18 protein-coding genes and 1 tRNA gene are annotated in these 20,580 nt (G+C 61.1%); 12 read left to right on the forward strand and 7 right to left on the reverse strand.

Going from position 1 to position 20,580, the window contains the following annotated elements; genetic code table 11:
- Positions 1 to 14 precede the first annotated feature (14 nt).
- Genes dusB through hflX form a run of 6 tightly spaced genes read left to right on the forward strand, consistent with a single transcriptional unit; the run spans position 15 to position 7,285 of the window.
- Positions 15 to 1,130, forward strand: a complete 1,116-nt coding sequence (gene dusB / locus GAL01_RS03955) for a tRNA dihydrouridine synthase DusB (RefSeq protein WP_062028953.1) — start codon at positions 15 to 17, stop codon at positions 1,128 to 1,130.
- Positions 1,131 to 1,145: 15 nt separating this feature from the next.
- Positions 1,146 to 1,871 carry a sigma 54-interacting transcriptional regulator gene (locus GAL01_RS03960; RefSeq protein WP_062028955.1) on the forward strand — a complete coding sequence of 242 codons (726 nt, stop codon included), beginning with the start codon at positions 1,146 to 1,148 and terminating at the stop codon, positions 1,869 to 1,871.
- Positions 1,868 to 4,273, forward strand: coding sequence for a sensor histidine kinase NtrY-like (locus GAL01_RS03965; protein WP_062028957.1), 2,406 nt, complete (start codon positions 1,868 to 1,870; stop codon positions 4,271 to 4,273). Before GAL01_RS03960 ends, GAL01_RS03965 begins: the two co-directional genes overlap by 4 nt.
- Positions 4,263 to 5,675, forward strand: a complete 1,413-nt coding sequence (gene ntrX, locus GAL01_RS03970; protein WP_062028959.1) for a nitrogen assimilation response regulator NtrX — start codon at positions 4,263 to 4,265, stop codon at positions 5,673 to 5,675. The genes GAL01_RS03965 and ntrX overlap by 11 nt, the downstream gene beginning before the upstream one ends.
- A 48-nt stretch (positions 5,676 to 5,723) precedes the next feature.
- Entirely contained in the window at positions 5,724 to 5,975 is a 252-nt protein-coding gene (gene hfq, locus GAL01_RS03975; RefSeq protein WP_062028961.1) for an RNA chaperone Hfq, read from the forward strand.
- The gene (gene hflX / locus GAL01_RS03980; protein WP_062028963.1) at positions 5,972 to 7,285 is read left to right on the forward strand and encodes a GTPase HflX; all 1,314 of its coding nucleotides are present in this window, start codon (positions 5,972 to 5,974) and stop codon (positions 7,283 to 7,285) included. Before hfq ends, hflX begins: the two co-directional genes overlap by 4 nt.
- A gap of 5 nt (positions 7,286 to 7,290) precedes the next feature.
- Here hflX and GAL01_RS03985 read toward each other — a convergent pair whose 3' ends face one another.
- Together GAL01_RS03985 and GAL01_RS03990 are read right to left on the reverse strand one after the other, a co-directional pair.
- Positions 7,291 to 8,454 carry an OpgC family protein gene (locus GAL01_RS03985; RefSeq protein ID WP_062028965.1) on the reverse strand — a complete coding sequence of 388 codons (1,164 nt, stop codon included), beginning with the start codon at positions 8,452 to 8,454 and terminating at the stop codon, positions 7,291 to 7,293.
- Positions 8,455 to 8,560: 106 nt separating this feature from the next.
- Positions 8,561 to 10,015, reverse strand: coding sequence for a SulP family inorganic anion transporter (locus tag GAL01_RS03990; RefSeq protein WP_062028966.1), 1,455 nt, complete (start codon positions 10,013 to 10,015; stop codon positions 8,561 to 8,563).
- 177 nt (positions 10,016 to 10,192) lie between these two features.
- On the opposite strand from GAL01_RS03990, the gene GAL01_RS03995 reads away from it, so the two are divergent.
- Together GAL01_RS03995 and GAL01_RS04000 are read left to right on the forward strand one after the other, a co-directional pair.
- Positions 10,193 to 11,056: an SDR family oxidoreductase gene (locus GAL01_RS03995; protein WP_062028968.1), complete on the forward strand. Its 864-nt coding sequence runs from the start codon at positions 10,193 to 10,195 to the stop codon at positions 11,054 to 11,056.
- 101 nt (positions 11,057 to 11,157) lie between these two features.
- Positions 11,158 to 11,233 (forward strand) — tRNA-His (locus tag GAL01_RS04000).
- 29 nt (positions 11,234 to 11,262) lie between these two features.
- Here the strand turns inward: GAL01_RS04000 and GAL01_RS04005 are convergent.
- Positions 11,263 to 12,192: a DMT family transporter gene (locus GAL01_RS04005; RefSeq protein WP_062028970.1), complete on the reverse strand. Its 930-nt coding sequence runs from the start codon at positions 12,190 to 12,192 to the stop codon at positions 11,263 to 11,265.
- Positions 12,193 to 12,434: 242 nt separating this feature from the next.
- Here GAL01_RS04005 and GAL01_RS04010 point away from each other — a divergent pair, with 242 nt between their 5' ends.
- A complete protein-coding gene (locus tag GAL01_RS04010) occupies positions 12,435 to 13,856 on the forward strand; it encodes a mannose-1-phosphate guanylyltransferase/mannose-6-phosphate isomerase (protein ID WP_062028971.1) in 1,422 nt (473 codons plus the stop codon).
- A gap of 30 nt (positions 13,857 to 13,886) precedes the next feature.
- Here the strand turns inward: GAL01_RS04010 and GAL01_RS04015 are convergent, their stop codons facing one another.
- Both GAL01_RS04015 and GAL01_RS04020 read right to left on the reverse strand, forming a co-directional pair.
- Positions 13,887 to 14,810: an SDR family oxidoreductase gene (locus tag GAL01_RS04015; RefSeq protein ID WP_062028973.1), complete on the reverse strand. Its 924-nt coding sequence runs from the start codon at positions 14,808 to 14,810 to the stop codon at positions 13,887 to 13,889.
- Positions 14,807 to 16,213 (reverse strand): hypothetical protein, encoded by a 1,407-nt coding sequence (locus GAL01_RS04020; protein ID WP_062028975.1) that lies wholly within the window; start codon positions 16,211 to 16,213, stop codon positions 14,807 to 14,809. Before GAL01_RS04020 ends, GAL01_RS04015 begins: the two co-directional genes overlap by 4 nt.
- 327 nt (positions 16,214 to 16,540) lie before the next feature.
- Between GAL01_RS04020 and rplM the strand changes: the two genes are divergently transcribed.
- From rplM to GAL01_RS04035, 3 genes are all read left to right on the forward strand, one after another.
- Entirely contained in the window at positions 16,541 to 17,014 is a 474-nt protein-coding gene (rplM, locus tag GAL01_RS04025) for a 50S ribosomal protein L13 (RefSeq protein ID WP_062028977.1), read from the forward strand.
- 10 nt (positions 17,015 to 17,024) lie between these two features.
- Positions 17,025 to 17,516, forward strand: coding sequence for a 30S ribosomal protein S9 (gene rpsI, locus GAL01_RS04030; RefSeq protein ID WP_062028979.1), 492 nt, complete (start codon positions 17,025 to 17,027; stop codon positions 17,514 to 17,516).
- A 244-nt stretch (positions 17,517 to 17,760) separates the two neighbouring features.
- Entirely contained in the window at positions 17,761 to 18,840 is a 1,080-nt protein-coding gene (locus GAL01_RS04035) for a branched-chain amino acid aminotransferase (RefSeq protein ID WP_062028981.1), read from the forward strand.
- Between the two features lie 37 nt (positions 18,841 to 18,877).
- Here the strand turns inward: GAL01_RS04035 and GAL01_RS04040 are convergent, their stop codons facing one another.
- The gene (locus tag GAL01_RS04040; protein WP_062028982.1) at positions 18,878 to 19,474 is read right to left on the reverse strand and encodes a nucleotidyltransferase family protein; all 597 of its coding nucleotides are present in this window, start codon (positions 19,472 to 19,474) and stop codon (positions 18,878 to 18,880) included.
- Entirely contained in the window at positions 19,471 to 20,442 is a 972-nt protein-coding gene (locus tag GAL01_RS04045; protein ID WP_062028984.1) for an XdhC family protein, read from the reverse strand. Before GAL01_RS04045 ends, GAL01_RS04040 begins: the two co-directional genes overlap by 4 nt.
- Positions 20,443 to 20,580: the final 138 nt, after the last annotated feature.

Genomic DNA, 20,580 nt, shown 5'->3' on the forward strand with positions numbered 1-20,580 from the left:
AAATTGGAAGGGCCATGACTGTTTCCTCACCTTCCGTCACGCCCGACGCGCCTGAAACCGCCCCTCCGAACCGTGTTCTGAAACCCATTGATCTGGGGCAGGGCGTGGTGATCGAGGACCCGGTGATTCTCGCCCCGCTCTCGGGGGTGACGGATCTGCCGTTCCGTCAGCTCGCGCGCGATCTGGGAGCAGGGCTTGTCGTATCGGAAATGATCGCCTCCTGGGCGATGATCCGTGAGAACGAAAACACCATGCGTATGGCTCGGATGGCCGAGCGCGGTCCCAATGCGGTCCAGCTTGCCGGGTGTGATCCCGAAGCCATGGCGCAGGCGGCGAAGATTTCGGTCGATGGAGGGGCAAACCTCATCGACATCAATTTTGGCTGTCCGGTGAAGAAAGTGGCGATCGGGCAGATGGCTGGCTCCGCACTGATGCGCGACGAGGTTCTGGCCGGGAAGCTGCTGGAAGCCACGGCGCGGGCCGTGAATGTGCCGGTGACGCTTAAGATGCGCATGGGGTGGGACCACAACTCCCTCAATGCGCCGCGTCTGGCAAAAATCGCGGAAGAGAGCGGAATCCGGCTTGTGACGGTCCACGGTCGCACCCGGCAGATGTTCTATAACGGCACGGCGGACTGGCGTTTCGTCAAAACGGTGAAGGACGCGGTGTCGCTGCCGGTTATCGTCAATGGCGATATCAACACCATCCGCGATGCGCGTGAGGCGCTACACCAGTCTCAGGCCGATGGCGTCATGATCGGGCGGGGTTGCTATGGCCGCCCGTGGTTCACGGCACAGGTGGCGCAGTCCCTGCGGACAGGCGAAGACGTGCCGGATCCCGATCTGGCCACGGAAAAAGAAATCGCCCTGCGTCATTATCGCATGATGCTTGACCATTTCGGCGAGCGTCCGGGTCTGCGGCTCGCACGCAAGCATGTGTCCTGGTATTCCGCCGGGCTGCCGGGGTCTGCGACGTTCCGCTCTACAATCAATAATGTGGATAATGCCGCTGAAGCCATCGCGCTGCTTGAAGGCTTCTATGACCGTCATATCGAAGCCGGTGTTGTCCGGAACCGCGAAGCCGGCCCGGCCGGCAGTCTGAGCCGCGATGGCACGCGTGAGGCGGCCTGAGATCATGCGCCGTTCATGACGGAAGCGTCCGTATCCGGTCTGGTCGAGCAGGGCTGTCATCCGGTTTTCCTTTACGGGGCCTCCCGGCTGGACCGGCAGGACGTGGCCCGCAGGCTGCACGGCCACAGCCCGCGCGCGCAGCGCCCTTTCGTGGTGGCGGCTCTAACCGCCACCCCGCGCGCACTGCGCGAGGCAGCACTGTTCGGGAGCGCCGAGGCGGGCTGGATCCAGCAGGCGCAGGGTGGAACCCTTCTGCTGGACGAGATCGACTGTCTGTGCCCCACGCTGCAGGACCGGTTCGTGGACTGTCTTGCTCAGACGGATCTGCGCGTCATCGCCGGAAGCCGTCACGATCCGCTCCTGCTTCTGAGGCAGGGTGGTCTGGCGGCAGGACTGCATCAGTGGCTGTCGGCACTCCCGTCGGCGCAGCGGATGGGGCCTGAACGGATCAGCGCGGTCTGTCGTCTGGCGGCAGGTACGGGCACGGCACGTCCCCGCGGTCTGGAGCGGGCGCTGGAAAGGCCTTTGTCCGAATATCTTGAGGGTGACCTGGAAAACGGCGCGGGCGATCTGCATGCCTGCGTGGTGGGGGAAGTCGAACGGCCGCTGATTACGATGGTCCTGCGCCGCACCTGCGGCAACCAGTTGCGCGCCGCCGCCATTCTGGGTGTAAACCGCAACACCCTGCGCAAGCGTATCCGAGAACTGGACATCACGATCCCGAAAGGCATCGACGAGTGAAATTTCGTTCCCTGAGGCGCCTGTTTGCAAGGCTGACGAGTGCCAACGGGGCGGTTCTTCTGACGGTTATGGCGCTTGTGCTGGCCTTTGCCACGTTCGTCGTGCTGTCAGGCGGCATGTCTCTGGCGCATCGCCCGCAGGTTCAGGCGATCGTGTTCCTGCTCGATTTCATCATGCTCATGCTGATTGCGGCTGCCGCCGTGGTGCAGATCGGGCGGATGGTGGCCGAGCGCAGACTCGGCCTGGCGGGTGCGCGTCTGCATGTACGGCTCATTACGCTGTTTGGCATTGTGGCGGTCGCCCCGACCATCGTCGTGGGGGCGGTGGCGACGCTGTTTTTCCATTATGGCGTGGAAATCTGGTTTTCCAACCGTGTGAACGATGCGCTGACGGAGGCACGATCGGTCGCGGTCGGTTACCTGCAGGAGCATAACGACAATGCCCGGACCGAGGCCTTCGCGCTCGCGAACACGCTGATCACGGTCCAGAACGACGAGCTTTTCTCGCGCGGCACCGATCTTTTCCATGACCCAGCGCGTCTTCAGGAATTTCTGGACGACGAAGTGACGGAACGGGGCCTGACGGATGCGGAGGTCTTCGATCCCCTGACATCCAAGGTGCTGGCCGTCGGTGGCCTTCTGGGCAGCGATGCCGATATGTCCACCGCGCCCCCCCTTCCGCCGAAATCGGTCGTGGAACTGGCCCGGCATGGAGAGGCCGTGATTCTTGACCGCCCGGATCAGCGCAAGGTGCGCGCCGTAGTGGCGCTGGGCGGCAATTCGGGACTCATGCTGGTCATCACCCGTCCGGTCGATCCGGATGTCGTCGAACACATGCGCCGGACGGACACGCTGGTTACGGATTACCAGCGGCTGATTGCCAATCGCGGCAAGACGCAGGTCCTGTTTGCGGTCATTTTCGCGCTTATGGGCCTGCTGGTTCTGGCGGTGGGAATGCTGACGGGTCTGGCGCTGGCCAACCGGATCGCCAATCCGCTGGGCCTTCTCATCCTGGCGGCCCAGCGGATTTCCAAAGGGGATCTCGGGGTGCGCGTTCCTGTTCCCGACGATGCGGGGGAAGACAAGGATGACGAGGTGACGGGGCTGTCCCGTGCGTTCAACAGCATGACAGACCAGCTCGAAAGCCAGCGTTCCGAGCTGATGCAGGCCTATGACCAGATCAACGAGCGCCGCCGCTTTACTGAAACCGTGCTGGCAGGCGTTTCGGCGGGCGTGATCGGGCTTGACCGGGCGCAGGTGATCGAACTGCCGAACCGCGCAGCCTCCAGTGTCCTCCAGCGTGACCTCCAGCCCGCCATCGGCCGGAAACTGACGGAGCGTGTGCCGGAGTTCTCCGCTCTGCTGGAGGCGGCACGCATGGCGCCAGAGCGCGTCCATACGGCCGAAATCCAGGTGGATACCGAAGGCGCGCAGCGTCCAGGTGGACCGGGCGAGGGTGCGGGTGCGGGTGCGGGTGCGGGCCGCACGCTGCTTGTCCGGGTCGTGGCAGAGCTGCGCGGGCAGGATGTCGCGGGCTATGTCGTGACCTTCGATGACATCACGGATCTTCAGTCTGCCCAGCGCAAAGCCGCTTGGGCGGATGTGGCCCGGCGGGTGGCGCACGAGATCAAGAATCCTCTGACCCCGATCCAGTTAGCGGCAGAGCGCCTGAAGCGGCGCTTCCTCAAGGAAATCCATTCCGATCCCGAGACCTATACGCAGCTTGTCGATACGATCGTGCGGCAGGTCGGCGATATCGGGCGAATGGTTGACGAGTTCTCCGCCTTTGCACGGATGCCACAGCCCGTCATGCAGCCGGAGGACTTCTCGCGGCTGTGTCGGGAGGCGTTGGTGCTCCAGAGAAATGCCCATCCCGAAATTGTGTTCGAGACGGCTGGACTGCCGCCGTCAGGGCCGATCGCGCGCTGTGACCGGCGACTCATCGGACAGGCACTGACAAACCTGCTACAGAATGCAGCCGATGCCATCAGCATGGCAGGCCGCGGAAAACCGGGAGAAAATGTCTCCGGACAGCCCGCAGGACAGGTAGTGCAGCCAATAGGACACATTGTGGTGGGCTTGCACATTCACGGCGGGCATGTCCTGCTAGACATAGAAGATGACGGGATCGGCCTGCCGACGGTGGAACGCCACCGGCTGACCGAGCCTTATGTAACCCACAAGGCGAAGGGCACCGGCCTCGGCCTTGCGATCGTCAAGAAGATCATGGAGGACCATTCCGGGATGCTTCAGCTCACTGATCGGGAACCAGACCTTTCCCGTGGCCCGACATCCGGGCAGCGGGGAACGCGCGTCACCCTGTCCCTGCCGTTATGGGAGCAGGAGAGCCATGTCCCGATTGTAACGGACCTTCAGACCATGAGGACAGCAGATGGAACATGAGATCCTGATCGTCGATGACGAACCGGACATCCGGTTCCTCATCGAGGGTATTCTGAACGATGAGGGCTACAGAACCCGGACTGCCGCCAACTCGGATCAGGCGCTTGAACTCTTTCGCGCGCATCGTCCGTCTCTGGCGATTCTGGACATCTGGCTTCAGGGCTCCCGGCTGGATGGAATCGAACTGCTCAAGATTTTCCAGACCGAGGAACCTGGCCTGCCGACGCTCATGATCTCGGGTCACGGCACCATCGAGACGGCAGTGTCGAGCCTCAAGCTCGGCGCCTATGACTTTATCGAAAAACCCTTCCAGTCGGACCGGCTGCTGGTGGTGGTGCGGCGCGCGCTTGAAGCCGCGCGCCTGCAACGTGAGAATGCGGAACTGCGTTTGAGGGCCGGCCCGGAAACGACCCTTTCGGGAGAGGGGGCCGTCATTTCGGCCATCCGCGCCCAGATCGAGCGTGTTGCGCCCACCAATTCCCGTGTACTGATCAGCGGTCCGGCCGGATCGGGCAAGGAAGTGGCGGCGCGGATGATCCATGCGCGCTCGCGCCGGGCAGAAGGGCCGTTCATTGCCCTGAACTGTGCGACGCTGGCGCCCAACCGCTTCGAAGAGGAACTGTTCGGCCTTGAGGGCGAAGACGGTCAGCCGATGCGTCGTGGCGTGCTGGAGCGCGCCCATCGCGGAACGCTCCTGCTTGATGAAGTCGCGGACATGCCGCCTGAAACGCAGGGCAAGATTGTTCGCGCGCTTCAGGACCAGACCTTCGAGCGTCTGGGCGGCAATACGCGGGTGAAAGTGGATATCCGCGTCATCGCCACCACCAACCGCGACCTTCAGTCCGAGATTGCCGCGCACCGGTTCCGGGAAGACCTGTATTACCGCCTTGCGGTCGTGCCGCTACGGATTCCCTCCCTGCGCGAACGGCGCGAAGATATTCCGGGTCTGGCGCGGCACTTCCTTGACCGCTGCGCCCAGTCTTCCGGGCTGCCGGTCCGGGAGCTGTCGGTCGATGCACTTGCCGCGCTGCAATCTTATGAGTGGCCGGGAAATGTGCGGGAGTTGCGCAACCTGATGGAGCGGCTGCTGATTATGATGCCAGGGACCGGCAATGATCCGATCCGGGCAGACATGCTTCCCTCCACCATCAGTCAGGGCGCGCCGTCCATGACACGCCTCAATTCCGGGGCCGACGTCATGAGCCTGCCGCTGCGTGAGGCACGGGACCTGTTCGAGACGCAGTATCTTCAGGTGCAGCTCATGCGCTTTGGTGGCAATATCAGTCGTACGGCCAGTTTTGTCTGCATGGAGCGCAGTGCGCTCCATCGCAAGCTCAAGCAGCTTGGCGTGACGACAAATGAAGACCGTGCGCCTGCGTCGTCCACGCCAGTGAGTGGTTGAAATGGCCCGTCGATTTTCCTTCTCTTTCCTCTGTCGACTGATAACAGCGTGACTTCAGAACATTCCTCTCCTGTCGGTTCTCGTGCCGTTCAGGAGGTTTTCCTCGACCATCTGCGCCGGACGGAAGCCTCCGTGACCGTCTTTCTGGTCAATGGCGTAAAGCTTCAGGGAATCCTGGCCCAGTCGGATGCGCAGACCCTGCTGCTGCGGCGTGATGGTCATGTGCAGCTTGTTTACAAACACGCCGTCAGTACGATCATGCCGGTAACGGCGATGAATTTTGTGGAAGAAGAGCTTTGAGCGGTTTCGAGACCAAAAAACCCGCAACACGCGCCGCGGTCATCCTGCCGTGGGAAAAGTCCGGACCGCAGGAAGAAATTCGTGCGGCGGATGCGCGCCTTGAGGAAGCGGTGGGTCTGACGGCGTCGATCGGGCTGGTCGTGGTGCGTCAGGCCGCGATTCTGCTGCGTGCACGCCGCCCCGCGACCCTGCTGGGAAGCGGTCAGGTCGAGCAGCTCGCCGAGGCTGTGAAGCTCGACGATGTGGATGTGGTCGTGATTGATGCGCGTCTGTCCCCGGGACAGCAGCGCAATCTTGAAAAGGCCCTGGCCTGCAAGGTCGTGGACCGAACCGGGCTGATTCTTGATATTTTCGGCGCGCGCGCTGCCACCCGTGAAGGTGTGTTGCAGGTCGAGCTGGCTCATCTGGAATACCAGCGTTCGCGCCTTGTGCGGCTCTGGACCCATCTTGAGCGTCAGCGGGGCGGCTTCGGCTTCCTCGGCGGCCCGGGTGAGACGCAGATGGAAGCCGACCGCCGGATGCTGGCCGAGCGGATCGGCAAGATCCGCAAGGAACTGGAACAGGTGCGCCGGACACGCGGCCTACACCGTGAATCCCGCAAGCGCGTACCGTTCCCGGTCGTGGCCCTCGTCGGTTACACCAATGCAGGCAAGTCCACGCTGTTCAATGCCCTGACCGGCGCGTCCGTTCACGCGCAGGACCAGCTTTTCGCCACGCTGGACCCGACCATGCGCGGCATGCGTCTGCCGTCCGGGCGCAATGTGATCCTGTCCGACACGGTGGGGTTCATCAGCGAACTGCCAACCGAACTGATCGCGGCATTCCGGGCGACGCTTGAGGAAGTGGCGCAGGCGGATGTGATTTTGCATGTGCGCGATATTTCGCATCCCGACAGCGTGGCCCAGCGGGCGGACGTCCTGAACGTGCTGGACGGCATGGTGCGGGATGGCGTGCTGGATTCACACTGGTCGGATCGCACGATCGAGGTTCTGAACAAGGCCGATCTGGTGGGCGGTGTCGAAGCGGTTCCGAAGCGTGAGAATGCTGTCGCGATTTCCGCCATCACAGGCGAGGGTCTGCCGGATCTGTTCGAGGTTCTGGACCAGTACCTGACGCGATCCATGAAATCCGTCGATGTCCGTCTGCCGATCACGGACGGTGCGGCGCTGGCCTGGCTTTACCAGCACGGTGAGGTGGTTGGACGCACGGATCGGGATGACGGGATGGATGTGCAGGTCCGTCTGTTCTCGGCGGATCTGGAGCGTTTTGAACTGCTTCATCCAGACCGGATCGTGCAGCCGGACGCCTGAATTTTCTACTCGGACGCCCGTGTCGCAGGAGCCACGCTGCGTGAAGAGGCACGGGCGGCTCTGGCGCGTTGGCGGACACGGTCCAGCGGTATGGCCAGTGCATAGGTCAGACCGAGGCCGACCACATTCATCACAAGCTGTTCCCACAGGTTGATGCCGAAGCTGGCGAACATCAGCCGTCCCAGCAGATCGAGCACCGTGCTGCAGGCGAAGACTTCCAGCGAATTCCGGCCGAGCAGGGCAAGGCTCTGGCCGATCCGGTCGGCGGAAATACGGCGCAGCGCAGCAGAAGACTGCACCAGATAGAAGATCGCCATGATGTCTAGCAGTCGCCAGATGGCCAGCGTGGATTTGCCCGTGTTGGGGGGCGCCGGAAAAACCCGCAGGAACGGGACGTGCCAGTATTCGTAGGGGAAGCACAGTACGAAAGCGCCGGCGAGGTAGGCCAGACACAGGGCTTTGGCCCATGGACGGTACGGCAGGTCGCCGTTGTTTTTTGAAGCCCAGACAGCGCCCAGAATGCCGAGGATATAGAGAAACTGCCAGCCAAACGGATTGAGATACCATCCACTGGGATCGAGCCAGTTGGGGATGGTAATGCGCGGATCCAGATTGGCGATGGCCCAGATGCCGACACTGAGAGCAATAAGCAGCCACAGGCTGCGCTTGAGAACCCAGTAGATCAGCGGAAACAGCGCCAGCAACACGACATAAAGCGGCAGGATGTTCAGATAGCTGGGCAGCGCATCGAAGGTCAGGATGCGCCACAGCCAGCTATAGCCGTGTGCGAGCTGGGGCTCGATCGTATATTCCGGCAGGGGCTGGTAGTGTCGCCATTGGCGGACCGTCCAGACGAAAACCAGCGTCATGCCGGTCTGGTACAGGTACAGTTTCAGGCAGCGGGCCAGAATACGGTGGATGCCGGTTTTCCAGCCCTCCCGGTCGATCAGGCGCCCGTAAGCCAGATAGGAGGCATAGCCTGCCAGCATGACGAAGATTTCGGCCGCATCGGCAAATCCGAAATTGCGGATCGTAATGCGATTGAGCAGGTCATCCGGGACATGGTCCACCAGCATCATCAGCAGTGCAATGCCGCGAAGGGCATCCACGCGATGATCGCGGGGAAGCTTGCGCGTTAAAGCTGATGGGGAGGGTTGGGACGGCTCCATAATCTCTTCTTATCGTCAGAGCGCGGGCAGGGGTATGGGGGCAGATTACAGCCAGATTAAAGATTGGACGGAATTCATACCCAATCTGCCCCGCCCGGATCGTTTTTTACAGCGCGAGAAGGGCTTCGTTCGACTGGTCAGCAAGAATGCCGTGTCGGTCGGGATCGAGCCCCGTGACGTCGACGGTGCGGCCGCGCGATTGCAGTTTGCTGATGATTTTTTCCAACGTCTGAACGGATGTGATGTCCCACAGACGGGCATCGGTCAGGTCCAGTACGACTGTGGGTGCGTCGGTATGGTAGTCGATCGCATCCGAGAGGCTGTCTGCGGACGCAAAGAAAATCTGACCAGAGGCGCTGTAAGTCAGCACATCGCCGGAGCGCCGCTCCGTAACGCGCAGGAGACTTGCGGCGTGCCAGGCGAAGAAAACGCCCGAAAGCATGACGCCGACCGCGACACCGGCTGCCAGATCGTGGGTCATGACGACCACGGCCACGGTGACAAGCATGGTCAGGCTGGACAGACGCGGATGGCGTGTGAGGTCGCGCAGACTTCCCCAGGAGAATGTGCTGGCGGAGACCATGATCATGATGGCGACCAGCGCGGCCATCGGAACCTGCCCGACCCAGCGGTGCAGCAGAACCATGAGCGCCAGCAGAAACGCGCCTGCAGTGAAGGTCGACAGACGCCCGCGTCCGCCATAGCGCAGGTTGCCAACGGTCTGGCCAATCATGCCGCAGCCCGCGATGCCCCCGAAGGCGCCAACGAGAATGTTGGAAATGCCGAGACCTGTGCACTCCATGCGCTGGTCGCCATGGGTATCGGTGATGTCATCGACGACGGAGGCCGTCATCATGGATTCCAGCAGGCCCACAGCCGCCATGGCCAGCGCATAAGGCAGCACGACGGACCATGTGGCCCAGTCCAGTGCGATATGCGGGAAGGTCAGGCTGGGAAGACCGGTCGGGAGATCGCCGAGATCGGAGACGGTATGAACCGGCATCGGATAAAACATCGTGATGGCTGTGAGAACCACGATGCAGATCAGCGGAGAAGGAATGGCATCTGACAGGCGCGGCAGCAGATAGATAATGACAAGGCCCAGCGCGATGAGCGCATAGGTGTGCCAGCTCACCCCCAGCATCTGCGGGACCTGCGCGGCGAAGATCATGATGGCCAGCGCGTTGACGAAGCCTGTCCGGACTTCTGCGGGGACGAACCGCATGACGGCCTGAAGCCGCAGCAGACCGAACAGGACCTGAAACGCACCGGCAACCAGTGTGGCGAGCAGCATGGCCTGAACGCCATGGGCATGAACCAGTGGCGCGGCCACCAGAGCAACAGACCCGGCGGCCCCCGAGATCATCCCCGGACGTCCGCCGAAAATGGCGATTGAAACGGAAATGACGAATGACGCGAACAGCGAGACCGCGGGGGAGACCCCGGCGATATAGGAAAAGGCAATGACCTCGGGAATGAGGGCAAATGTTCCGACCATTCCGGCCAGCACTTCGCGCAGAGGGTTCTGTGCCCACTGGCGACGATAGAGAGCGGGAGTCATGAAAATCCTTGAGGGCAGGGCGTGAACGGGGTGCGACGTATTCAGGCCCGGCGCGGCAATGATGCACGCAGTGTAACCCGGCTCGGTTCAGGATTGAAGGTCTGGAGAACCTGAATTGAACAGGGGCGACGTCTTTGCGTTGGGACGGAACAGACCTTCCTTCATCCGGAGCAGATCATGGCCACCTATCCCACCCCGCCGTTCAATACCCCGCATCAGGATCATATTCCCGGCCAGACATCACTCATGACGCCGAAGCCCGATCATGGCGAGCAGAGCTATGTCGGCCATGACCGTCTGCGCGGAAAGATTGCGATCATCACCGGCGGCGATTCCGGTATCGGTCGAGCCGTTGCAATCGCCTTTGCGCGCGAAGGGGTGGATGTCGTCCTGTCGTTCCTGCCAGAGGAAATGGACGATGCCCGCGAAACCGAATCCTGGATCCGCAAGGCAGGACGGCACGCTCTTCTTGTTCCCGGAGACCTGCGGGACAGGGATGTCTGCGCCGAATTGGTGGACCGGACGGTCGCTGAGTTCGGGCAGATCGACATCCTCGTGAATAACGCGGCTTTTCAGATCGAGCGTTCGTCTCTCGCGGATGTCAGTGATGAGGAATGGGACAAGACGTTCGATATCAATGCCGGGTCGGCGTTCCGGCTGTCGCGTCTGGCTCTGCCGCACATGCCGCGTGGTGGCGCGCTCATTCATACGGTTTCGGTCAATGCCGATCAGCCCAAGCCGAAGCTTCTGGCCTATTCCGCGACCAAGAGCGCCATCCAGAACTTCAGCGGGGGACTGGCGCAACTTCTGGGGGAAAAGGGGATCCGCTCCAACGTGGTGGCGCCCGGCCCGATCTGGACGCCGCTGATTCCCGCGACCATGGAGGTGGAGCATGTTGAACGCTTTGGCGCGGACACGCCAATGAAGCGTCCGGGGCAGCCCGCGGAACTGGCTGGGGCTTATGTGTTCTTGGCGAGCGATGAGGCAAGCTATGTCTCCGGCGCCACGATTGCGGTCACGGGGGGCACTCCGGTGATCTGAGCCGGAAGGGGGAAGGCGGAAAAACCCAGGATGCAAAAAAAAATGCATTAAAGGACTGGACGACTGCCCCCACCTTCCTCTAGAGAATGCGTCGCTGTGTGGCGGATGTAGCTCAGTCGGTAGAGCGCCGGTTTGTGGTACCGGTTGTCGCGGGTTCGATCCCCGTCATTCGCCCCAGCACTTTCTTCTGAAAATCTGAATGAATGCTATCTGGGCTTTGCAGCATCCGTGTGATGTCTGTGTTCCCAGTGTTCTTCCAGTGCCATGCGTTCGAAACGCAGTTTCTGGCGGATCCAGTTCAGCATGCCTGACAGCGTTACGACGATGATTCCCATGAATGTCCAGTTGTCCAGCGGTTGATGAAACAGCAGGTAGCTGAACGCCACGGCCCAGACCATCTGGCTGTATTGCGGTAGCGCGACGCGGTTCGCAGGAGCAACGGCCGTGGCCATCATCATGAAAAGCTGACCAAGGGCCGCAAGAAAGCCATAGCCGAACAGGATGGCCCAGATCCGCAACCCATGTGGCCATGAAGCATGGGTTATCATGAGAAGGCCATCGCCGATCAGCGGGCCGAACAGGCTCGACCCGAATAAGGAAAGCCGTGCACTCCTGTCTCCGGCCAGTCGGTAAGCCACAACGCTGATGGCGTTGGCGAGAGCCGCGACGATGGCGCAGACATGCCCGAGATGGAATGTCCGCGCCCCGGGCCGTAGAACGATCAGTACGCCAAGAAAACCGATTCCAACCGAGAGCCATGTCCAGAACGAAACCTTTTCCTTCAGGACCGTCACGGAAATCATGGTGACGAAGAACGGCATCAGGAACATCAGCGATAGGGCTTCGGGCATGGGCAGCAGCATGAACGCCATGACGCTCGCTGCTGTCGAGACGAATGTCGAAGCGGCCCGAAGACTCCACATGCCCGGGCGGCTGGTTGCGAAAATATCGGAATAGGGTTCTTCAGGGCGCCGGATGAACGGCAGGAGCAGGAAGCCGAAAACACCGCCGGAAAAGGCGACTTCAAAAGGATCGAGATGTCCGGCCAGCCCTTTGGAACAGGCATCGCTGATGGAAAAAGCGGCGTATCCGAGAAGTGCCAGCAGAATACCCGAGGAGAAAATGTTCTGTTTCATGGATCTGTTCTCCGCGGGCGGGACTGATTCCCGTGCGGGGATAAGAAAGCCTGCTATTGCTGACAGTCAATCTTCGCGGCGTGCCGGGATCGTTCTTTCTGCGTTGTAATTCATTAATATTAAGTGAATATTGGATTTGGAGAAAGTATCTGTAAAGCGAAATTGGAATAGCTCTCACCTTCATGTATGGTGCTGGCCATTCGGGTAGGCTGTATGGCCCCCATCTCCTGGATGAAAAAGTTATGTCTCAGAAGATTGTTCCAGTCATTCTCTCCGGTGGATCAGGCAGCCGCCTCTGGCCGGTGTCCCGCAGCAGCTATCCCAAACAGTTCTGGCCCCTCCTGACCGAACGGACTCTGATTCAGGAAACTGCTCTGCGCGGCGTCCGGGCAGAGCTCTCGGCGCCGATCGTGATCTGTAATTCCGAGCACCGTTTCATCGTGGCGGAACAGTTGCGAGATGTCGGCGTCGAAAACGCCCGGATCATGCTTGAGCCTGTCGGACGCAATTCTGCTCCGGCCATTGCAGCGGCAGCATTCCTCGTGGCCGAAACCGATCCGGACGCCATCCTGTGGATTATGGCTGCGGACGCCGCAATTACCGACGAAGCCGCGCTCTATGCCTCGCTTGAACACGCAGTCTCTGCGGCGGCCGAGGGACGGATCGTGACGTTCGGCATGAAGCCGACGCGCGTTGAAACCGGCTATGGCTATATTGAAAGCGGCGCGCCTCTTTCGGGGCTGGACGGTGTTTTTGAAGTGTCGCGCTTTGTCGAAAAGCCTGATGCCGCAACTGCCGAAGCCTTTTTCCGTGATGGCCGGTATCTGTGGAATTCCGGTATGTTCGTGACGCAGGCTGGCGTTTTCCTCTCCGAGATCAAGACGTTCGAGCCGGAGATCTATGAACATGTCGGGCAGGCCGTTCAGACGCGTCACAGCGATCTGGACTTCGACCGGCTGGACGATGCGAGCTTCCGTCAGGCTCCGGACATCTCTGTGGATTATGCCGTCGCCGAACGTACTAAGCGTGCGGCTGTGGTGCCGGGAACATTCGGCTGGTCGGATATCGGAAGCTGGGATGCGCTGTGGGACCTGTCTCCCAAGGACGATGCGGGCAACGCCACGTTCGGTGACGTTTTCCTGGATGCTGCCAAGAACTGTTACGTCCGCTCGGACGGGATCGTTGCCACGGTTGCCGGGGTAGAGGATCTGGTCGTTGTCGTGACGCAGGATGCTGTCATGGTCTCGCATCGTGATCGTGCGCAGGACGTCAAGCACATGGTCAGCCGTCTGAAAAAGGCTGGCCGCAAGGAAGCAGTGGCGCATAACCGCATGTATCGTCCGTGGGGCTTCTATGAAAGCCTGATCCAGGCGGACCGTTTTCAGGTCAAGCGGATCGTGGTCGAGCCGGGACAGAAGCTCTCGCTGCAGAAGCACTTCCATCGTGCCGAGCACTGGGTTGTCGTTGGTGGCACGGCGCTCGTGACGCGCGATACGGACCAGATCATGGTTCGTGAAAACGAGAGCGTCTATCTGCCGCTGGGCTGTGTTCACCGTCTCGAGAATCCGGGCCGGATTCCCCTGACTCTCATTGAAGTCCAGTCTGGCCCCTATCTGGGCGAAGACGATATCGTGCGTATCGAAGACGTTTACGCCCGCAACTGAGGCAGGCCGCAAACCCTGATCCTGAACGGATCAGGGTTTGCGCTTCTCGTGGGAACGGCGTCCGAACAGGTGATGAAGCCCGTTGGCAAGCGGGATGGGTGTCACGCCCAGACGATGTTCCATCGGGCCGACATCGAAGTTCTTGTCTTCCAGAAGTCTGCGGATTTCTTCCGGGGCGATCTGGGGCAGCCTGCGGATACGGCGCGTCACATGAGACAGCGCCATGAGCATCCATCCCGGCAGGGAAATGATGGGGCGTCCGCCAAGCTCCGCAAAATACAGAACCATGCGAACGAAGGTCCGGTACGCCACAGCGGTCGGGCCGGCAATAACGATGCTCTCGGGGCCTGTGACGTCTCCGCTCTGGATGAGGCGGATGGCCGCGACGACGCAGCGTGTTACGTCGCGCTGGTCGATGGGCTGTACAAGGGCGCGTCCCCCGCCCGGCAGCGGAATGACAGGTAGACGTTCCAGAAGCTTGGCCAGCCGCTGCACGTTGTCTTCGCCCTGCGCGCCATAGATCATGGTCGGATGCAGCAGAATCGAGGGACGACCATCCGCTTTGAGCGCGGCCTCCCCAGCGAGAACCCCGCGTCCGTGATCGTCCGGCCAGTTCGTGAACTTGCGCGTGCTGCCCAGAGCGACGATCGGAGCTGGCGTGGCCGCGAGAATGGCGGGCAGATGTCGCGCATGGGCCGTGTTGACGACAATCGCAGCGCCTTCGAAAGCCAGCGCGAGCGTACCGGGGGCCGTCAGGTCGGCAATGCGGACGGCCTGACAGGCCTGCGCGATGTCCGGCGCCAGATTGCCCTGGCTGCGGACGACGGCGATGATCTGCTGGCCCTGTGCCAGAAGCGTGCGGCACAGGGCTGCCCCTGAGCGTCCACTTGCGCCGATGATGCAGACAGGACCGCTGGTCGGGGTCGTGGGGTGTGTGATGTCATCGGGCGTCATTGTGCAAAAGCCTTCAGATCGGGGGAGGCGAGGAATGTCAGCATCGCGGCGGGCGAAGACATGGCCTCATTGAGCGCCTTGAGGGACATGGGCGTAGCCGAGGCATAAATTACTGTCAGGGTACGACCTGCAGGATGCATCACGTAATCGGGAATCGCCGTAAGGGCGGGATTGGCCGCAAGGCCAGTCTGAAGGATCTGGGCGGTCTGTTCGCGGATCTGTGCAGCGGTGATGCCGTTTCCGCTCTGCCGTGCGGCAAGGAGAAAACCGGCATCAAGAAGGCGGTCGCCCTGCAGGGAGATTGTGACATTCTGCAAGGCCGTGGATTGCAGCATCTGCTGCTGTGACGGATGCCGTTCTGTAAAATCCGTCTGGATGGTCCGTGCATCGGCAGTCAGGGTCATGAAACCCGGAACTGCGAGGGTGGCGTTGGTTCGTGACGTGTGATCCGCAAGGTTGGAAACCTGCACATAATGGGCTGTCGAACCTGCCCCGTTGATGTGAAAAGGAAGCTTTTCGTCGCTCTGGAAATGAAAGCCTTTCAGGTCCTGCGTCACGGTTGCGATCTGGTTTTCCAAAGTGCCCGTGCCATGCAGATCGTCCAGCCGGAACAGACCGGATGTCATGTTCAGTCTGAAATTATGCGCGGCGAAACTCTGGGGCGGGGCCATCTGCGACGGGAGCGGAAGATGATCCCAGAGCGCTGCGACCTGTGCGGCGAGATTCACCTGTTTCAGATCAAGCCGCTCCAGACTGGCCTGTCCGCTGACAAGCTGCGGGTCATGACCGGGGACCTGCAGCGTGCGTTCATAAGCGACGGTTGCGGCGTCGGTCCGTAGGGCCGTCAGCAGGGCCGGGCCGTAATTGTCGAGTGTCAGGCGGCGGGTAAAGAGGCTGTGAACATTGACCGGACCGGGCGCTGAGGACTGTGCCAGATTCTGGATGGAAAGCTGTTCGATCTGGCCGTGGGCAAGCGTTACGTGCGCCAGATCAATGCGGGAATGGCCTTCTGCCGCCGCCCTTGATGGTGGCAGGAACAGGCGCCTCAGGCTGAGCGTGCTGCCGTGAATAATCTGGGTCGGTGTCTGAAGGAAAGGTTCACGGACCTCTACCGAACGGATGGAAAGCCTGCCATCCGGCATCGGCCGGGGATGACCCAGTCGCATTTGGGAGGCGCGCAGGGTGATGGACCCGTCACGCAGGGTAATGTCCGTCAGGGTGGCGCCAAGAGCCAGAATGGATGGCGTAGCGGTCCCGTAAGTGAATGTGGTTCCCGGCGGAAGGGCCGCCCGGAAGCTCGACAGGCCGCGGACCAGTTCCATATGGGCTTCGTGGTGAACACCGGCCAGGCCGATCACAGCCGTTACTGAAATCAGGCTCGCCGCGAGCCAGGGTTTTTTCACGTTGATGTTCCTGTCTGAAACGGCCCCGCACAGGCGTCGGGCGCGAACGTTCTGTGTTGCGGCAGGATACCATTGTCGCGACATGGAGCAATGCGGACGTCGTTTTTGTTGCGGTAACAGGATACCATATTGCCAAAAACGGCTGAAAACCGCTGCGAATCACATAATTCAATGTGTGAACGGGGCTTGACGCGCGCGCCGCAGACGGCAATAAGGCCCCACCTGATCCGCCTTGCGGGGGAGGGGATGCTTTCGGGCATCGTTTTGACCGCAGGCGCCATCCACGGTGCGGCCTTTGTGGGCGCACCCCAAGCTGGAATGTCACTAATGAAGACCACACGTTCGCTGAAGCCAGCGGAGGTGACGAAGAACTGGGTGCTGATCGACGCCGAAGGGCTCGTTCTCGGCCGTCTCGCCACCATCATCGCCACCCGCCTGCGCGGAAAGCACAAGCCGCAGTTCACCCCGCACGTTGATTGCGGCGACAACATCGTCGTCATCAACGCCGAGAAGGTTGTCCTTACGGGCAACAAGGTCGGGCAGAAGCTGTTCCATTACCACACGGGTCATCCGGGCGGTATCAAGGAGCGCACCATCACGCAGCGTCTCACGGGCAAGCACCCGGGTGAAGTTGTCGAGAAGGCTGTCGAGCGCATGATCACCCGTGGTCCTCTGCAGCGCGCCCAGATGAAGCACCTGTATGTCTATGCCGGTTCCGAGCACCCGCATGACGGCCAGAAGCCCGTCAAGCTGGACGTTGCTGCGATGAACCGCAAAAACACCGTAACCCACGAGTCGTAAGGCCTGTATCATGTCCGAGACCCAAGAGCGCACCGGCACGCTGCAGGACCTTGCGAGCGTTGCTCCTGCCGTTACCTCCAACGCTGCCCCGGTTCACGAAGTCAAGCGTGACGCCCAGGGCCGTTCCTACGCCACCGGCCGTCGTAAGGACGCCGTGGCCCGCGTATGGATCAAGCCTGGCAAGGGTGACATCATCGTCAACGGCCGTCCGGTCACGACGTATTTTGCCCGCCCGGTTCTGCGTATGCTCCTCACGCAGCCGTTCCTGATTTCCGATCGCTACAACCAGTTCGACGTGTACTGCACGGTCGCTGGCGGTGGTCTGTCCGGTCAGGCTGGTGCCGTCCGTCACGGTATCTCCCGTGCGCTGACGTATTACGAGCCGAGCCTGCGCGGCATCCTGAAGGCTGCTGGCTTCCTGACGCGTGACAGCCGTATTGTCGAGCGTAAGAAGTACGGCCGTGCGAAGGCACGTCGTTCCTTCCAGTTCTCGAAGCGCTGATTTTTTCAGCCTTTTCGAACGACGAAAAACCCGGTCAGAAATGGCCGGGTTTTTTTTGCCCGATTTCTGGATAATCGGATCTGCCTTTATTCTTAAGAAAAGAACCCAAAAAGCACTATAAACGCACCTTAATTTCAACAAAGAATTTGAAAAAGAAATAAGCTTTCCATATCGCCAGCGCGAACCATGTATGGCAGAGTGCGTCCGCTGTTTTAAAGACCAAAATCTTCGGAAGTGTTTTCCCATGACGCCTTTCATCATCGAACAGACCGAAACCCCGACCGATCCCGTGAAGCGGACGGAACTGCTGGCCAATCCGTCCTTTGGGCGTGTCTTCACTGACCACATGGCCATCATCCGCTATTCCGTGGACAAGGGCTGGCATGATGCGAAAATCACACCGCGCCGCCCCCTGAGTATCGATCCGGCTTCGACGGTCCTGCATTACGGGCAGGAGATCTTCGAGGGCATGAAGGCCTATCGCGAAAAGGACGGCCATGTTGCCACCTTCCGCCCCGAGGCCAATGCGGCGCGTTTTGCCGAGTCTGCTCGCCGCATGGGCATGGCTGAACTGCCAGAAGACCTGTTCGTGCAGGCCGTTGATGAACTGGTGCGTGTGGATCAGGACTGGGTGCCATCGGGAGAGGGGCAGAGCCTCTATCTGCGTCCGTTCATGATTTCCAATGAAGTCTTCCTCGGGGTGAAGCCGGCGAACGAATATTTGTTCATCGTCATCGCCTGTCCGGTCGGAGCCTATTTCGGTTCAGGTTGCGTATCCGTGTGGGTGTCCGAAAACTATACGCGGGCTGCGATCGGCGGCACGGGTGAAGCCAAGTGTGGCGGCAACTATGCCGGCAGCCTGATCGCCCAGGCCGAAGCCAAGGAAAAGGGCTGCGATCAGGTCCTGTTCCTTGATGCGCGTGAGCGTCGCTTCGTCGAGGAAATGGGCGGCATGAACGTGATGTTCGTTCGCAAGGACGGCAAGATCGTCACGCCGCCTCTGGGAGGAACCATTCTGCGTGGCATCACCCGCAACAGCCTGATCCAGCTTGCTGCCGATCAGGGAATTGAGGTGATTGAAGAGCCTGTCGAGATCGACGAGCTTTTCGCGGGTGCGGCTTCGGGCAAGTACACGGAAGCCTTTGCCTGCGGCACGGCAGCGGTTCTCTCGCCCATCGGCAGGTTCGTCCGTCCGTCGGGCGAGGCCGTGTTCGGTGATGGAACGACGCCCGGCCCGGTGTCGCAGAAGCTCAAGAAATCCCTGACGGATGTGCAGGGTGGCCGGACGAACGACGTCCATGGCTGGATTCACCGCATTTCCTGAAGACGCTCCGCCGGGTTCGTAACGGGCCCGGCTTTTTTCAGTCTTGATCAATCCATCCGGCACGGATTGCGGCATCAAGCTGCTCGGGCGTGTCGATGTCGAAACCGAGTTCCGGGGCGTGGAAGAAAGCCGGTGTGGTTGCGCCGTTTTTCCAGAGCTGACGCAGCCCGGTATCGCCCTGCAGGTCGGCAAGATGCGGCTGCGTCGCGGGGCTGAGCAGCACCGGAATACCCCGGCCTTCCTCTCCATAAACTGCGACGACATCCCTGTGTTGCTCCCCCTGTTTCAGGAGGGCACGGAGATGGTCGCATGTCAGGCGTGGCTGATCCGTTCCGGCGATCAGCAGCGGGGCCGGGTCTGCTCCGAGCGCCCGGTATCCGCATTGGAGCGAGGACGCCATGCCGGTTTCCCAGTTATCATTCTGCACCAGAACGATGTCGAGACCTGCGAGAGCCTGAGATATCCGCGCAGCCGCGCCACCCGTCACGACGACCAGGCGCTCCGGTCCCGTCGCCAGAAGCAGTTCTGCAATATGCCGCACCAGTGGCACGCCATTGACAGTCAGCAACTGCTTTGGCCGTCCGAGCCGTGTGCTTCCCCCTGCAGCTAGAAGAAGAGCAGAATAGCGTTTCACTGAGGCTGTTTCGCGATCATCTGGGCCAGAATGGAAAGGGCGATCTCCATGGGAGCATGTGCGCCGATTTCCAATCCGGCGGGCAGGTGCAGCCGGTCAAAGGTTTCGGCAGGAACGCCCGCTGCGCTGAGAGCTTCCAGACGTCCGGGAATTTTGCGGCGGCTGCCGAGAATGCTGACGCAGAAAGCATCAGACTTCAGCGCATGTGCCGTCAGCATCAGATCGGAATGAGCGTCGTGGGTGAGGCTATAAACCGCCGTCCATCGGTCCAGTGGCAGCGTGGGAAGGGCAGCCTCCAGATTTCCGCGCAGATAACGCGCCGGGTGCAGTCCCGGAGGAGGCTCGGGCGGTCCGTAGGGCCGGATGAGAATGGTTTCGAGTCCCATGATGGTGGACAGGTTCAGGATCGCGAGGGTGACCGGATCTCCTCCCGCCAGAACCAGTCGTAAGGGCGGCAGATACGGACGGAAGAAACGGTCTGCTTCCTGTCCGGCAGGGCGCACTCCGTCCCGGAACGTCATGCTCCCGCTGTCGAGGTCCGTGACCAGTGTGAGGGGGCGGCGGCTGTCCCGGGCCGCTGTGCGGACGGCAACATGAGCCGCGAGATCAGGAATCGGGCGCACGAAAATACCGATCCGACCGCCGCAGGTGAGCTGGATGTCCAGAACCGGGCTGCCCGCGCCATAATCCAGTGTCCGGGGCTGTCCGTCCTTCAGACAGTCCAGCGCCTCGGCACGCACGGCCGCTTCCACGCAACCGCCGGACACATATCCCTGAACCTCCCCGTCCTCGCAGATCGCCATTTCACTTCCCAGCGGGCGGGGCGAAGAGCCCGTGATGCTGACCAGTGTCGCCAGGGCCGCATTTTTCCCGTCTGCGGACCAGCGTTGCAGCGTAGGAAGCAGGTCGTCCGTCAGGCCGTAATTCGGCCACGGGGGAAGGGGAGAGAACTGTGCCGCGTCCGTCATGGAGGGTCCCTGATGCGCTTTGAGGGCATCAGGGTAACGCCAAAGACAATTATGACATACCCTTTCAGCCGTAGACTGTTGATCCGTGGGCCATGAGGTCTATATCGGCAGGGAACGCGGCGTGGGCATTTCAGCCAG

Source organism: Gluconobacter albidus, assembly GCF_002723915.1.
Lineage (GTDB): Bacteria > Pseudomonadota > Alphaproteobacteria > Acetobacterales > Acetobacteraceae > Gluconobacter > Gluconobacter albidus.